The sequence below is a fragment of the Leptolyngbya sp. FACHB-36 genome (assembly GCF_014695955.1).
GTDB lineage: Bacteria > Cyanobacteriota > Cyanobacteriia > Leptolyngbyales > Leptolyngbyaceae > FACHB-36.
This window is the reverse complement of record NZ_JACJPG010000285.1, coordinates 1-14,990: the sequence shown is the minus strand read 5'-3', so window position 1 is coordinate 14,990 and position 14,990 is coordinate 1. Positions and strand designations below refer to the sequence as shown.

The 14,990-nt window shown below is 52.3% G+C and carries 14 protein-coding genes and 1 pseudogene; 9 read left to right on the top strand and 6 right to left on the bottom strand.

The window, feature by feature from the left end; translation table 11 throughout:
- The first annotated feature begins 39 nt into the window (after positions 1 to 39).
- The 3 genes from H6F43_RS07575 to H6F43_RS07565 all read left to right on the top strand — a co-directional run bounded on the left by H6F43_RS07575 (position 40) and on the right by H6F43_RS07565 (position 2,528).
- The gene (locus H6F43_RS07575; RefSeq protein ID WP_190342193.1) at positions 40 to 1,005 is read left to right on the top strand and encodes a bifunctional riboflavin kinase/FAD synthetase; all 966 of its coding nucleotides are present in this window, start codon (positions 40 to 42) and stop codon (positions 1,003 to 1,005) included.
- A 62-nt stretch (positions 1,006 to 1,067) separates the two neighbouring features.
- Positions 1,068 to 1,976 carry a MoxR family ATPase gene (locus H6F43_RS07570; RefSeq protein WP_190342192.1) on the top strand — a complete coding sequence of 303 codons (909 nt, stop codon included), beginning with the start codon at positions 1,068 to 1,070 and terminating at the stop codon, positions 1,974 to 1,976.
- 132 nt (positions 1,977 to 2,108) lie between these two features.
- Positions 2,109 to 2,528 (top strand): hypothetical protein, encoded by a 420-nt coding sequence (locus H6F43_RS07565; protein WP_190342191.1) that lies wholly within the window; start codon positions 2,109 to 2,111, stop codon positions 2,526 to 2,528.
- Between the two features lie 82 nt (positions 2,529 to 2,610).
- Here H6F43_RS07565 and H6F43_RS07560 read toward each other — a convergent pair whose 3' ends face one another.
- The 3 genes from H6F43_RS07560 to petB all read right to left on the bottom strand — a co-directional run bounded on the left by H6F43_RS07560 (position 2,611) and on the right by petB (position 4,519).
- Positions 2,611 to 2,991 carry a hypothetical protein gene (locus tag H6F43_RS07560; RefSeq protein WP_190342190.1) on the bottom strand — a complete coding sequence of 127 codons (381 nt, stop codon included), beginning with the start codon at positions 2,989 to 2,991 and terminating at the stop codon, positions 2,611 to 2,613.
- A gap of 251 nt (positions 2,992 to 3,242) precedes the next feature.
- The gene (gene petD / locus H6F43_RS07555) at positions 3,243 to 3,725 is read right to left on the bottom strand and encodes a cytochrome b6-f complex subunit IV (RefSeq protein ID WP_190342189.1); all 483 of its coding nucleotides are present in this window, start codon (positions 3,723 to 3,725) and stop codon (positions 3,243 to 3,245) included.
- 125 nt (positions 3,726 to 3,850) lie between these two features.
- Positions 3,851 to 4,519, bottom strand: coding sequence for a cytochrome b6 (petB, locus tag H6F43_RS07550; protein WP_190342188.1), 669 nt, complete (start codon positions 4,517 to 4,519; stop codon positions 3,851 to 3,853).
- A 251-nt stretch (positions 4,520 to 4,770) separates the two neighbouring features.
- On the opposite strand from petB, the gene ctpA reads away from it, so the two are divergent.
- From ctpA to H6F43_RS07535, 3 genes are all read left to right on the top strand, one after another.
- Positions 4,771 to 6,027, top strand: coding sequence for a carboxyl-terminal processing protease CtpA (gene ctpA / locus H6F43_RS07545; RefSeq protein WP_190342187.1), 1,257 nt, complete (start codon positions 4,771 to 4,773; stop codon positions 6,025 to 6,027).
- Positions 6,028 to 6,032: 5 nt separating this feature from the next.
- On the top strand, positions 6,033 to 7,283 hold the full coding sequence (locus tag H6F43_RS07540) for an HD domain-containing protein (protein ID WP_190342186.1): 1,251 nt from the start codon (positions 6,033 to 6,035) through the stop codon (positions 7,281 to 7,283).
- 442 nt (positions 7,284 to 7,725) lie between these two features.
- Positions 7,726 to 8,271 carry an NADPH-dependent FMN reductase gene (locus H6F43_RS07535; protein WP_190342185.1) on the top strand — a complete coding sequence of 182 codons (546 nt, stop codon included), beginning with the start codon at positions 7,726 to 7,728 and terminating at the stop codon, positions 8,269 to 8,271.
- A gap of 119 nt (positions 8,272 to 8,390) precedes the next feature.
- Here the strand turns inward: H6F43_RS07535 and htpG are convergent, their stop codons facing one another.
- The 3 genes from htpG to H6F43_RS07520 all read right to left on the bottom strand — a co-directional run bounded on the left by htpG (position 8,391) and on the right by H6F43_RS07520 (position 11,573).
- Complete coding sequence (gene htpG, locus H6F43_RS07530; protein ID WP_190342184.1) at positions 8,391 to 10,472, bottom strand: molecular chaperone HtpG; 2,082 nt, start codon at positions 10,470 to 10,472, stop codon at positions 8,391 to 8,393.
- Positions 10,473 to 10,572: 100 nt separating this feature from the next.
- Positions 10,573 to 11,193, bottom strand: coding sequence for a transcriptional repressor LexA (gene lexA / locus H6F43_RS07525; protein WP_190342183.1), 621 nt, complete (start codon positions 11,191 to 11,193; stop codon positions 10,573 to 10,575).
- Between the two features lie 107 nt (positions 11,194 to 11,300).
- Positions 11,301 to 11,573 carry a hypothetical protein gene (locus H6F43_RS07520; protein ID WP_190342182.1) on the bottom strand — a complete coding sequence of 91 codons (273 nt, stop codon included), beginning with the start codon at positions 11,571 to 11,573 and terminating at the stop codon, positions 11,301 to 11,303.
- Here H6F43_RS07520 and H6F43_RS07515 point away from each other — a divergent pair.
- The 3 genes and pseudogenes from H6F43_RS07515 to H6F43_RS07505 all read left to right on the top strand — a co-directional run.
- Complete coding sequence (locus H6F43_RS07515) at positions 11,562 to 14,369, top strand: response regulator (RefSeq protein WP_190342181.1); 2,808 nt, start codon at positions 11,562 to 11,564, stop codon at positions 14,367 to 14,369. The two genes, H6F43_RS07520 and H6F43_RS07515, sit on opposite strands and share 12 nt — an antisense overlap.
- A 39-nt stretch (positions 14,370 to 14,408) precedes the next feature.
- Positions 14,409 to 14,801, top strand: coding sequence for a response regulator (locus H6F43_RS07510; RefSeq protein WP_190342180.1), 393 nt, complete (start codon positions 14,409 to 14,411; stop codon positions 14,799 to 14,801).
- A pseudogene (locus H6F43_RS07505) lies at positions 14,794 to 14,990 on the top strand (Hpt domain-containing protein); the annotation flags it as partial. The gene H6F43_RS07510 and the pseudogene H6F43_RS07505, both read left to right, overlap by 8 nt.

Sequence of the window (14,990 nt, the reverse complement as noted above, 5' to 3'; positions counted from 1 at the left end):
CGTTGTGCAGCATTGACCTTGTGTGTCAAACTGTAAAGCGTGTGGGTCACTTCATCGCTAGCGACTGTTCTTACTCCAACTGCTGTTGCCCTAGGAAACTTTGATGGGGTCCATCGAGGGCATCGGCAGGTAGTTCAGCCTGTACTGGCGGCGCGTCCAGGTGACAGTCCACGCTTCTATTCGACGGTAGTTAGCTTTCACCCTCACCCACGAGAGTTTTTTACGGGTCAGTCGCGATCGCTGCTAACGCCGCTAAGCGAAAAGGTGGCGCAGTTGCAGCAGTTGGGCGTTGAGCAGTTGGTGCTGCTACCCTTCGATCGCGATTTAGCAAGCTTAACGCCAGAGCAGTTTGTTCAATCTATTTTGGTGCAGCGCCTTCAAGCAGTGCGGATCAGCGTTGGCATGGATTTCTGCTTCGGGCGAGAGCGAACCGGAACCGCCACGGGCTTGCAGGCTATTGGCGCTGCTTTTGGCATTGATGTGACGATCGCTCCGCTTCAACTCCTTGATGGAGAGCGCATTAGCAGTTCTGCAATTCGTCAGGCGCTGCAAACGGGTGATCTTTCGATCGCCAACTGCTATTTGGGACGCTCCTACGAGCTTGTGGGACAGGTCGTTCAAGGGCAGCAGTTGGGAAGAACCATCGGGTTTCCTACAGCTAATCTTCAGCTCCCAGCGGAAAAATTTCTACCCAGCTTGGGGGTTTATGCCGTGCAGGTTCAAGTTTACGAGACCGAACAGGCGGAGTTGCTACAGCCTGCGATCGGCGTCATGAACCTGGGTAATCGTCCCACAATTAATGGGACAAGTCAGACGATCGAGGTTCACCTACTCGACTGGTCTGGTGACCTGTACGGGCGAACGTTGCGAGTGAGCCTGGAAAAGTTTCTCAGACCAGAGCAAAAGTTCGCCTCGTTAGACGACCTGAAAGCTCAGATCCAGGCAGATTGCGACTCTGCTAGAGCGCTATTTGCTGCTCGCCTCACTGAAGGCGAGCAGTTATGACGCTGCAGAGTTCTGCGGGCATACTGGAAGACAGTCCAATCGGTTAAGGAACCGTCGTCTGTATGAGAGACCGTATTGAGCAGCTAACCGAGAATTTAGGTCAGACGATCGTCGGTAAACAGGACGCAATTCAACTCGTCATGGTGGCGCTGATCTCAGGCGGACACACGCTGCTAGAAGATGTTCCGGGCGTCGGCAAAACGCTATTAGCCAAGTCGCTGGCGAAATCGATCGATGGCAAGTTTCAGCGCATCCAGTGCACACCCGATCTATTACCGACCGATGTGACAGGTACCAACATCTGGAATCCTCGCTCTGGCGAGTTCGAGTTTATGCCAGGTCCCGTGTTTGCCAACGTGCTGCTGGCGGATGAAATCAATCGCGCCACTCCTCGCACCCAGTCAGCTCTGCTAGAAGTGATGGAGGAGCATCAGGTTACAGTAGATGGGGTATCTCGCCAGGTTCCCACTCCGTTTTTTGTCATTGCCACGCAGAATCCGATCGAGTATCAAGGCACTTTTCCGCTGCCGGAGGCGCAGATGGACCGCTTCATGCTGTCGCTGACGCTTGGCTATCCAACCGAGGCAGAAGAGCTACAAATGCTGCAGCGGCTGCAAACTGGCTCGGAACCGCGAGAGCTGCAACCCTGTATTTCGCTGGAAGATGTGCGAGGGTTGCAGCGGCTGTGTTCGCAGGTAAAAGTGGAAGCATCGCTGCAACAGTACATGTTGTCGCTCGTGCGATCGACCCGCGAGGACGAAGAGATTACTCTAGGCATTAGCCCACGGGGAGCAGTCGCCTTGTTCCGCGCTGTGCAAGCGCTTGCTTTCCTACAGGACCGAGACTATGCAATTCCTGATGATGTAAAGTACTTAGCACCGCATGTACTGCCACATCGCATGATTCCCATTGGTGGACGGCGAGCAAAACCGATTATTGATCGACTGCTACAATCGGTGCCGATTCCATAGAATTAAGGAGAGGAAATCTTTCAATAGCCTTCAGGCACAGTGACACTCAACGAACAGGACTATGGCAATGGGAGTTGCCGTTGTAACTTGCGATACTGTAATTAGTCAATCTTTCTGGGTGGAGGTGAGGTTATGAATTTACTCAAGCAATGGCTCGCACTTCCAACCGCTTTGGTAGTAGCCCTTGGAACGGCAGGGGCAGCGGTTAGCCAATCGATCGTCATTACCCCAGCGTCTGCACCGGTTCAGGTAAGCGGTACCTCTGGAGGTAGCAAAGTTGACAGCGGCTGTGCTGGACATATTGCAGCATCTCCCAATCACGTCGTTCAAGTAGCTGAAGATGTGAATTTGCGCTTCACGCTGCAATCTCAGGGGCAACCGGCTCTGCTGATTCGTAGCGCTTCTGGACAAACCTTTTGCGTTCCAGCCGATAGCTACTCTGGCGGCAAAGTTGAAATTCCTGGACGCTGGAGCAAAGGCGCGTACTCGGTTTATGTCGGAGATCGCAGCAATGGTCAACATCCCTACAGCTTGTCCATCTCTCGCAACTGATTGGTAGCGCTGGATTAGTAACGCTGTTAGAAGAGAAAGGGGCAGGTCGATCGACCTGCCCCTTTCTCTTGTCCTTCCTTTGCTATTCCTCAATCACCTGGACAGAAACTTCCACTGCACTGACATCGATCGTGCCCGGTGGCGTTAAACGATTAAACTGCCCATTTTCTGCTCGCAGTGACTCGTTGCAGCTAGGGCAGCGAAATTCTGTTTTATTTAAACTCGCGAACTCATAATGGCAAACCGGACAACCTGCCTGAACCACATTTCTCCTTAGCCACCAGCGAAATCCAAAGAAGGCAAGTGCTGGCGTGATTAGAAGTAGTCCAAGCACGATAAAAAATGACTTGACTAGCCAGCCTAAGCCAATTGCCCCTAACAGCCATATGACCGCAAATGGAAGCAGTAGACGGCTCGCCTCACTAAGCCCAATCTGAAGATTCTTTAAGCTGTGTTGATTCACGGCGGTCTCCAACAATGCCTCGTTCTAGTATCTCTATCCTAGTAAGCGATTGTCCCGCAGCTAAATACCAGATGTCCAGAACAATCGAGGGGATATCCTCACTTCAACCTGATGCCATTTTCCGCCGCGATCGACCAGATCTTGAATCTCTTAATCTGCCTTGATAAAGGTGGAAAAACAAACACTCACCGAACTCACGGGACCCGTCCCAATAGAGAATTCAGTGAGTGCTCGCAAAGAATGCGTTGGTGTTAAAACAAACCGAGAGTCAGCGCCTTGCTGATTGGGAAGGTTGCGCCAATACCAAGCCACAGCGTCACCAGCGTTCCAAACAGGAAAACGGTCATTGCCACAGGACGACGGAAGGGGTTTTGGAACTTGTTGATGCCTTCAATAAAGGGCACCACAATCAGACCCAGGGGAACCGATGCCATTAGCACCACACCCAGCAACTTGTTGGGCACGACGCGCAAAATGTTAAACACGGGGTACAGATACCACTCCGGTAGAATTTCCAGCGGTGTGGCGAAGGGGTTTGCAGGCTCACCTACCATCGCAGGGTCTAGCACTGCCAAACCAACGCAGAGGGCAAGTGTACCCAGCATTACCACCGGGAAAATGTACAGCAGGTCGTTGGGCCAAGCGGGTTCACCGTAGTAGTTGTGACCCATGCCTTTCGCCAGCTTTGCACGCAGTTGAGGATCGCTCAGATCCGGCTTTTTAACGGTAGCCATCGTTAAACGCGCTCTCCTTATCGGTTAAAGTCAGCAGGTCGGGAATTGAAGCAATCAGTAGAATACTAACGTTGAGACCACCGTAGCGGCTTCCAACCTAAGAGTCAATCTTGGTCAGCAAGCTCTTACAGGGGACCGGAAATGCCTTGCTTCCGAATCATCAGGAAGTGCAGCAGCATGAAGACGGCGATTAGCCAAGGCAGCACAAAGGTATGCGCACTGTAGTAGCGAGTCAGCGTAGATTGACCCACGCTAGCACCACCCCGTAGTAAATCAGCAATCAGAGTGCCAACAACGGGAATCGCTTCGGGAACGCCCGACACGATCTTGACTGCCCAGTAGCCCACTTGGTCCCAAGGCAGAGAGTAGCCTGTTACACCAAATGACACCGTGATTACCGCCAGCACAACACCTGTCACCCAGGTTAGTTCACGAGGCTTCTTGAAGCCGCCGGTTAAGTACACTCGGAAGACGTGCAGAATCATCATCAGCACCATCATGCTGGCAGACCAGCGGTGAATGGAGCGAATCAGCCAGCCGAAGTTGACTTCGTTCATCAGGTATTGCACTGACGTGAAGGCTTCTGCAACGGTGGGTCTGTAATAAAACGTCATCGCAAATCCAGTAGCGAACTGGATCAAAAAGCACACCAGCGTAATGCCGCCGAAACAATAAAAAATATTGACGTGGGGCGGAACGTACTTGCTGCTGATGTCATCCGCGAGCGCCTGAATCTCTAGCCGCTCGTTAAACCACTGATAGGCTTTCGAGCCGGTTACCTGCTTAGTGAACATGAAGCAAGAATTCCCAAAAATGTATTGCTGTTCATAACGAATGTAACATAGCTACTAGGCTGATTTCACCTTTGAAACTGAATAATCCAGGCGTGCCATCTCTCGCTGGACGGGGATAGCAGGACCTTGCCCTAACAGGAGATCAGTCAGTAGAATTCTTAATCTAAGACAACGTTCTGTTAACCCGAATCGATCGTCGTTGCATTGGTCTAGCTGGGAACGTTCTAACGCGAGCGGTTAAAATTTTTACTATGAATCACTGCATTTCTTGGGCAAAACGGCTGAGTGTTCTGCTGATGGTCATCATGCTGACGCTTAGCTGGCTTGCACCTGCCGCTTATGCGCTCACTGATGAACAGAAGTTTTTGGCGGAAGTTTGGCGCGTCGTTGATCGAGCGTACGTGGATGACACGTTCAACAACCAGAACTGGTGGCTGATTCGCCAGAAAGCGCTGAAGCAGCCCTTAGCCGATCGAGAACAGGCTTACACCGCTGCGCAGCAGATGTTAGCAGGTTTGGGTGACCCGTTCACGCGGTTGCTGAAGCCTGATCAGTACCGCAGCTTGCAGACCAATACGTCTGGTGAATTGACTGGAGTTGGGCTGCAAATCGCGCTGGATAAGGACGGTAAGATTCGCGTCATTTCCCCCATTGCTGGATCGCCTGCCGATCATGCAGGCATCCAACCTGCTGACGCAATCCTGGGTATTGACGGTACCCCCACTTCCGGGCTGGGTTTAGACGAAGCGGCGGAGCGAATGCGCGGACCTGCCGGAAGTCGCGTTCGGCTGATGGTGGAGCGGGACGGTAGCGAAGCGATGGAGCTAGACGTGGTGCGCGATCGCATTGCGCTCAATCCGGTGATTGCTGACCTACGCACGCAGGCCAATCCAGCAGGTGGACCGCCGCTCAGCGTCGGCTACATCCGCCTCAGCCAGTTCAACGCGAATGCCACGATGGAAGTTGCCCATGCCATCCACCGATTAGAGTCTCAGGGAGCCGAAGCGTACGTACTGGATTTACGAAACAATCCGGGCGGACTGCTGCAAGCGGGAATCGAAGTCGCGCGATTGTGGCTTGACAGCGGCACGATCGTTTACACCGTAAATCGTCAGGGCGTGCTCGGCAGCTTTGAAGCCACCGGTCAGGCAATTACCGACGACCCTCTAGTTGTCCTTGTGAATCAGGGAACGGCAAGCGCCAGCGAAATTTTGGCAGGGGCGCTGAAGGACAATAATCGCGCCACGATCGTGGGAGAGCGCACATTCGGCAAAGGCTTGATTCAATCTCTGTTTGATTTGTCGGATGGAGCAGGCATCGCAGTAACGGTCGCCAAGTACGAAACGCCTAATCACAACGACATCAACAGATTAGGCATCGCGCCCGATATCACCGTTGCACTGGATCCCATTTCTCTCAATCAAGTTGGCACGGATGCAGACAACCAGTACCGCGCTGCTGTAGAACAGCTAGTGAACTACTCAACAGTAGCGGCTGGTGCTGCCTGAATCTAGTGCTGCCAAACCTTGAGCGAACCTATCACGACCCCCTCCACGGCGCGATCGCTCTGAGCAGCAGCGACCCTACGGAAGCGCTGCTCATCCGGCTGATTGACACACCCGCATTTCAACGGCTGCGGCGAGTGCGGCAGTTAGGTCCCGCTAGTCTGACGTTTCATGGCGCAGAGAGTTCTCGCTTCACGCATTCGATCGGTGTGATGGCGATCGCGAGGCGTGCCTTTGATCGCATCGCCAAAGCCTACCCGCAACTGCAACCCCATCGCCCTGTGGTGCTTTGTGCTGCGCTGCTACACGACATTGGGCATGGTCCCTTTAGCCACACAGGGGAAGAAATCTTTGGTAGCCAGCATGAACACTGGACTGAGCGAATTTTACAAGAATCGGCTCCTATCCGAGACGCGCTAGATACCGTCCAATCGGACTTAGTCGATCGAATTGTGCAGGTATATCACCACCTGTATCCAGTTCCGCTGATTTGGCAACTGGTGAGCAGCCAGCTCGACTGCGATCGCCTCGACTACCTGATGCGCGACAGCTACTTTACAGGTGCCTCCTACGGCAAAATCGATCTGGATCGGATTCTGATGGCAATGCGCTACGACCCTGTATCGCAGCAGCTTGTAGTGGCGCGAAAGGGGATGGCAGCGGTAGAGCACTACTTGATCGTGCGCTACTTTATGTACGCACAGGTGTACAACCACCAAAAGAATATTGCGGCGACGTGGATTCTAGAGCAGGCGATCGTCCGCGCCCGGGAATTGCTAAAAGCTGAAGCGCTGGATGCCGATTCAATTGTGCAGGCGTGGCTGTTAAGCAATTGCAACGCGCTTGCCCTTAGTGATTATCTGGCTGCTGATGATGGAATGTTTATGTATCACCTACAGCGGTGGCAGCAGCATTCCGATGGCGTACTAGCGGATTTGTGTCGGCGGTACGTCGATCGTGATTTATTCAAAGCGCTAGATATCACTAGCTTAAACCCCGATCAGCGCCAACTCCTGCTAGACAAAGCGCACTATTGGCTGACAGGCATGGGCTGGGATGCTCACCGCTATGCAGGGTTAAGAGTCTCACTCAGCCGAGGATATACGCTGTATCAGCGCGGCATCAAAGTTCAAACGACGATCGGTTTAGCAGAAATCAGTCAACTCTCACCGCTGGTTCAAACCTTAACGCACTCACAAGAGCGGGCGTGGTTAATTTACCCGCGCGAGATTGAAGCAGCAGTTTCAGCAGCTCAGTAGGACTAAGACCAACTATCCAGGGCAACCGCCGCTAAAGCATCTACCCGAATGTTTTAGCTAACGATTCCAATCACCCGCCGTAGATGCCTTAATGCCTAGCAGACAACTTCTATGCGATCGGTACGAAGTGGGGTTGTTAGCTAAATTTTCAGTCAGCCTGAACAAGGCTGAACCTATCCAGCTTTAAGGAGTGACTTTGGGCAACCAGAGAAGTTGGTGCTCGTACAGGTAATTGCGGATTAATCGCTCCACCCTCCTAGCCAAATCAAACTTAGATGCGTTCGCTCTGACCCACCACTTCATTGAGTTGACAGCTATAAAGCAATCTCGCTATGATTAACTCATACTCGTTATGAGTTTGATATTCATTGCCAAGCTTAGTTTAATTCAGTTTTCGGTGTCTTAACGTTGCACTCTCCCGTTTTAGAGGACCCCTTTTGCTATGGTTAGAATTATCGGCATGGCAGGCAGCTTGCGATCGGACTCCCACAGTCAGCAGGCGTTGAATTTAGCGGCTCAGCGAATCGAAGCACTGGGCGCAGACGTAGAAATTCTCGATCTGCGCACGTTGAATTTACCCTTCTGCGACGGTGGCAACAGTCATCCAGATTATCCAGATGTCAAACGCTTACAGGATGCCTTTCATCAAGCAGACGGCATTATTTTGGCAACGCCTGAATATCATGGCAGCGTCAGTGGCGTTCTAAAGAATGCGCTCGACCTGATGAGCTTTGATCAGCTTGGAGGCAAAGTTGCTGGACTGATCAGCGTGCTGGGTGGACAGCCAAATAGCAACGCCCTCAACGACATGCGGCTAATCATGCGCTGGGTGAATGCGTGGGTGATTCCAGAGCAGGTGGCGATCGCTCAAGCTTGGCAAGCCTTTGGACCCGATGGCAAACTATTAGACGCCAAATTGTCTGAGCGATTCGATCGCTTCGCGCAAAGCCTCGTCGAGAACACGCGCAAACTGCGGGGCGTTTCGTGACGCTCAACGGCAAATGACAGCAAAAGGGGCGATCGCTAGTTAGCGATCGCCCCTTTTGCATTGCTTTCGAGGATTGAATCACACGTACCTAATTCAAAACACCAAGCACCCGTCGCAGCTTAACTCGTGGCGCGCTCGGTCAAGCGAGTCAGCACTTGATTTGAGCGCTCCACAAACGTCTTCATGCCGTCTGCGTCGAAGCCCTTTTGTGCCATGAGCGCCAAGTCGTAAACGTGGTGACAAATTAGATTTGCCAGCTCTGCGGAGGGCGATTGTCCCTCCCCTTGCAAAATCACACCTTGGCTCAGACTCGTCAGATTCTGAATCAGCGGATGCGCCGTATTCACCAGCAGAATGTGCTCCTCAGGAAACTGCACTGCCTGCTGCTGAAGAAACGCGTTCATCTCTTGCATCCGGCGCAGGTGCTCAGGAAGCAGCACGATCGCAGGTGGCATCGCCTCATCATGAGACTTGAGCGCTTCGGTCCGAATCGTCAGCTTCGGCTTATTCAGCGCCTGCTGGAACAAATCTTTGATCTGTTCGCTGCGAGTCTTATTCGTCTTTGGATCGACAATTTCTGTGTCTTTATTTTTGTCGAGCAGCGTCTCGTCTAAGTCCGCATCCACCCGCGCAAATTTCACGTCGGGATGCTCCCGCTCCAAGAAGCTGACAAAGTGCGTATCGATGAAGGAATCCAAGAACAGCACTTCCAAGCCCTGCTGCTTGTGCAGTTCCACGTAGGTTGCCTGCGACACTTCATCCGTGCAGTAAAAGACACGATTTGTATGCCGCTCTTTGTTGCGCTCCAAGTATTCCTTCAGAGTTGTATAGGACGGTGAGGAGCCAGAAGCCAGCGGTGAGGACTCAGAAGCTTGAGGGGTGACATCTTGCCACGCATCACCCTCGGTGGATTGTACTTCTACTTTGGGCGATTCACTCTTCGCCTCAGTTGTCGCTCCTGATTCCTCGCTAACGCCTTGCCAAGTCGTGCGATAAATCAGAATATCCTCGACCTGTTTTTTGAATTTGTCGTCGTTGATTGAGCCAAATTTGACGAACGTGCCGAGGTCTTGCCAGCAGCGGACGTATTCTGCTCGATCGTCCCGGTAAAGCTCCTTCAGTCGGTCGCCTACTTTCTTAGCGATGTAGTCGGCGATGCGACGAACGGTGCGATCGTTCTGCAAAAAGCTGCGGGAGACATTCAGCGGAATATCTATGCTGTCAACCACACCGCGCAGCGGCAGCAGAAACTTGGGAATAACTTCCTCACAGTTGTCGCTGACAAAGACTTGATTGCAGAACAGCTTAATTTGCCCTTTGCTGGTGTCTACATCGGGTTTGAGCTTCGGAAAATAAAGAATGCCGTTGACAACAAAGGGATAGTCAGTGTTGAGATGCACCCACAGCAGCGGTTCCTCCTGGAACGGATACAGGTAGCGGTAGAACTCCAGGTAATCTTCTTTGCTAAGGCTGCTGGGCGATTCTTTCCAGGGTGCCTTTTGGCGATTGATTTGCTCTGGTGCTTTTGGCTCCTCGGTTTCTTTGGACTCCTCGCCCTCCTTGGGTGTCTCCTTCACCTCCAGCTTGATCGGCACCGGAAGGAAATCACAATAGGTTTTGATCAGTTGGCGGATGCGATACGCTTCCAGGTACTCCTGCTCCTCATCTTGGAGATGCAGCGTTACGGTAGTGCCTCGACTGGTGCGGCTAGAATCACTCAACTCAAACTCGGTGGAGCCGTCGCAGGACCAGTGAATCGCTTGTGCCCCAGCTCGGTAGGAGAGCGTATCAATCTCAACTTGCGCCGCCACCATAAACGATGAATAAAAGCCCAATCCAAAGTGCCCGATGATCTGCTGATCGGTGCTGGCTTTGTATTTCTCCACAAACTCTTCGGCGCTGGAGAAAGCAACCTGGTTAATGTATTTTTTGACTTCGTCGCCCGTCATGCCAATTCCTGTGTCAGACACTGACAAGGTTTTGGCAGCTTTGTCGATCGTAATCACAATCTCAGCCTCACCCAATTCCCCAGAGAACTCGCCGGAGTGAGACACCATTTTCAGCTTTTGGATGGCGTCTACGGCGTTGGAAACCAGCTCCCGGAGAAAAATTTCGTGATCCGAGTACAGCCACTTTTTGATGATGGGAAAAATGTTCTCAGTATGGATACTGATATTGCCTTTTTCCAGAATCGTTGTCATGGGTCTGGTGCCGTGTAAGGATGATGTTCGATCGTCGATTGTCGGCGATCGCTCCTATTCTAGGTCAATTGGGCTTTCCGCTTCAGAGGATCGGATTTCCCTACTGCTTTGGCTTTCGCTCGCTGTACCAGGTCGCTTCAAACACACCTTGAACCTGCAACATCTGTTCGCGCAGATCGAGCGGAATTGGGTCATATTCAGGATTTGAGGGCTGTAAAATTACAATGCTGCCATCCTGATAAAACCGTTTCAGGGTAGTTCCGTGCCCTTCGACAAATGCAGCCACCACTTCACCGTTAGCTGGACGGTACCCATCAGGCACTCGGCGCAAAATTACGAACGCCCCATTAAAAATTTTGTCGCCGATCATGCTGTCGCCTGCCACTCGCAGCGCAAAGAAATCGCTGGAGTTGAGACCGGGAGCTTCTAGGGGCAAATACTCTTCTGGGGTAGTGCAAGGCTGGCTCAAATATCCAGCGGCAATTTCTCCCCAAACTGGAATTCCTTTACGGCTCGGCTTCAGAACGCGGATGTTGCGCTTTCGACCGGGAATGGTTTCAATGTAGCCGTGCTGCTCCAAGTATTTGCGGCTGTTCTGAATGGAACTACGAGACTTCCCCATCGCCGCCATCATTTCGTCGATCGACGGACAATTGCTGTATGTTGCTTGGTAGTCCTCGATGTAGCGGAAGAGGTTGGCGTGTGGTTGAGGAAGCTGCATAGGATTTCCGCCGAGCAATGCTCGAATTATAGTTCGTTTGTTCTGGCTTTGCTCCTGCCCATAGACAGAATGTGATGGAGTGTCTGGGTCTACAAAATTTGAGGCACCTAACCGTTTTCAGGGACTAAATTCTGCTGGACAACCTTCAATTCACGATCGTTGGTGATTCGGTTAGCTGGCGCGTTAAACGATCGCGTCCTAACTATCACTGCTCCGCCTATCGTGCCCGCAATCAGCAGAAAATTCGCCAGTAGCCATTTAGGCACCGCTAAAGATGGTGCTAAATGGCTCAACTTGCAGACTTGATGCAGCGATCGCTGTTTTGGGAACGCTGTGTAGAGCTGCTTTCGACTTTCCTGTAAACATTCATGAACACTCATTCCGTCGAATCTGGGCAGGCGACCAACACGGAGACGTCGCTACGTCAGCTAGTGCAGCGACAGCAGTTGCTTTCCGACATCGCTCAGAGGGTGCGTAGCTCGCTCAACCTGGACGACGTGCTGCAGACCGCCGTTAAGGAAGTACGGCAACTGCTCGATACGGACCGCGTCATCCTATATCAGTTTTTCCAGCCAAACTGGACCGGAAAGGTCGTGGTGGAATCCGTGGTTGACCCGAGATTCAGCATTCTGAGCATGAGTATTCACGATGCGTGCTTTCAGGGGGAGTATGTTCACCGCTATCGTGACGGTCGCACTCTAAGCCTTGAAAACATTCAAACAGCATCGATCGCGCCTTGCCATCGAGAGCTACTAGTAGGACTGGACGTGCAGGCAAATTTGGTCGTGCCTGTGCTGCACCAAGATCAGCTTTGGGGACTGTTGATTGCACATCACTGCCGCGCTCCTCGGCAGTGGCAAGCCTGGGAGGTGGACCTACTAAAGCAGCTGAGTACCGTGATTGCGATCGCCATTCAGCAAGCAAGCCTGGTGAACCAACTGCAAACTGAACTAGCAGAGCGACAGGCAATGGCGGCAGCGCTGCGATCTAGTCAAGAGCGGCTTCAGGCAATGGTGTCTAGTGCGTCGATCGCGCTGATTGCGACGGATCAGGCGGGTATCGTGACACTGTGTACGGGAACGATTCTGCATCGGTTGGGAGGAGCCTCTCCGACGCTGGTCGGTTGCCCGATCGTTGAGGCCTATGCTCACCTGCCAACCCTTATTGAAGATATGTGTCAGGCGCTAGCTGGCAAAACAGTTACGTCCACCATCGAACACGACGGCGTCATTTTAGACGTGCGGCACTCTCCCCAGACTAGTCCCGAAGGCGCGATCGTTGGGGCAATTAGCGTGGCGATCGATGTCACCGAGCAAAAGCAGGCAGAAGAAGCCTTACGCCAAAGCGAAATTTTGCGCCAGAGCGATGCCAAAAGCCGCGTGTTGCTTGACGCCCTTCCCGACGCAATCTACCGAATTCATCGTGATGGCACGTACTTAGACTGTAAACCGAGCACGTTCTGTCAGTCGCTGCCCGATGCGGTGATTGGCACACGGCTTACTGACGTGCTTCCAGTAGAAGTCGCGCAGCAGATCATGACGCATCTGAACCAAGCGCTGAAAACGGGAGTGACTCAAGTCTTTGAACATCAACTAGAAAGCGGCAAGCCGTGCGACCTAGAAGTGCGACTTGTGGTCAACGGGAAGGACGAGGTGCTGGCGATCGTTCGGGACATCAGCGATCGCAAAAAAGTCGATCGATTAAAAAACGAATTTGTCTCCACCGTCAGCCACGAACTTCGCACGCCGTTAACCTCCATTCGCGGTTCTCTCGGATTGCTCCTCGGCGGCATTGCTGGAGATATTCCTGCCGAAGCAACAGAGTTAATCAGCATCGGCTACAAAAACAGCGAACGATTGATTCTGCTGATCAACGACATTTTGGACATCGAAAAAATCGAGTCCGGTAAGATGAATTTCTCGCTGAAGCCAACGGAGTTGATGCCGCTAGTAGAGCAAGCGATCGAAGCCACCCGCGCCTACGCCGAGCAGCTGAATGTGACGCTGGAATTAATGCATACCCAGCCCGGAGCAATTGTCAACGTCGATGGCGAGCGGCTAATTCAGGTACTCACAAATCTGCTCTCGAACGCCGCAAAATTCTCACCTGTGAATCACCAAGTGCGAGTAGCCGTTACTCGATACAGTGGATTTCTGCGTGTGAGTGTGCACGATCAGGGATCTGGCATTCCAGAGGAATTTCGCGATCGCATTTTCCAAAAATTTGCTCAGGCAGATTCTTCGGACTCGCGCCAAAAGGGAGGGACCGGCTTAGGCTTAAGCATCGCCAAAGCCATTATGGAACGGCTTGGCGGACAACTCAGCTTTGACAGCGATTCCAGCAGTGGTACAACCTTCTACTGCGATCTTCCAGAGTGGTTGCCGTTCTGTTTGCTGCCTGAGAACCATCGCTTCACTCGCTTGCCTGAGCTAGGTCACGCGCCTCGAATTCTCGTTTGCGAAGACGACTCTGACATTTCTATGCTGCTAAAGATGATGTTGCAGCAGGAAGGATTTTGCGTCGATATTGTCCATAGTGCTCAAGCTGCAAAGCAACGCTTGTCCCAACGGCCTTACCACGCGATGACCCTCGATTTAGCACTACCCGGACAGGACGGAATTTCGCTGCTACGAGAACTGCGACTGCAAAACTCCACGCGATCGCTGCCGATCGTCGTCGTTTCTGCAAAAGCTCAGCAGGGACGCGAAGAAATTGGAGACGCAGAATTTGCCGTGATTGACTGGCTGGATAAGCCGATCGACCAGTCGCGACTCGTAACCGTTTGCAAACAAGCGGTAGTCCAGAGCCAAAATCCGCAGCCAAAGATTCTGCACATCGAGGACAATTCCGATTTAGTTCAAGTCATTGCGTTACTGCTGAAGCACGATGCTGAAATTTGTCACGCTGCAAGTTTGCAGCAGGCACAGCAGAAACTAGACACCGAAACCTTTGACTTGATTCTGCTCGATCTTAGTCTACCGGATGGGTCTGGACTGGAACTGCTGCCAATTATCAATGCTCAAACTGGGTTGCCGACTCCAGTGGTACTGTTCTCAGCGCAAGAGGTCAGCGCTGAAACAGCACGAGACGCAACGACTGTGCTCGTAAAATCGCGCACCTCAAATCAAGAGCTACTGCACACAATCAAATCCCTGGTTGGCTACAGCCTTACCTGACTCCCTATTCGTTGCTGTGATTAGCTCAGGAGACTTCTCATGGAACTTCCCACCCTGAATCGGATTCTGTTTGTTGAAGATGACCCGGATATTCAATCGATCGCCCGCATTGCGCTAGTCGCAGTCGGCAAATTCACAGTCGAAATTTGCAGCTCAGGAACAACAGCGCTGGAGACGGCACCACAATTTGCCCCAGATTTGATTTTGTTGGATGTGATGATGCCAGGAATGGATGGACCCAGCACACTGAAAGCACTGCGGCAGCTGCCAGAAATCGGTAATATCCCAATTATTTTTATGACTGCCAAAATTCAAACTCATGAAGTGGCTTACTACAAAGCCTTGGGTGCGCTGAATGTTATTGCCAAGCCGTTTGACCCAATGACTCTGCCTGTAACGATTCGCGGCATGTGGCAACAGTTTTATGCCTAAGACTTCCGAGCTCATTCAAGCGCAGTTGGCTCAACTCCGACAGGAATACGTGCAGCGCCTTGAAAGTAAATTGCAGGCGATCGAAGCTGGTTGGAACCAGCTATCCCCGGTGTGGAGCGGCGAAACAAGTCGCACGCTGCATCACTTGCTGCACACGCTTGCGGGTTCCAGTGCCACTTACGGTTTCGC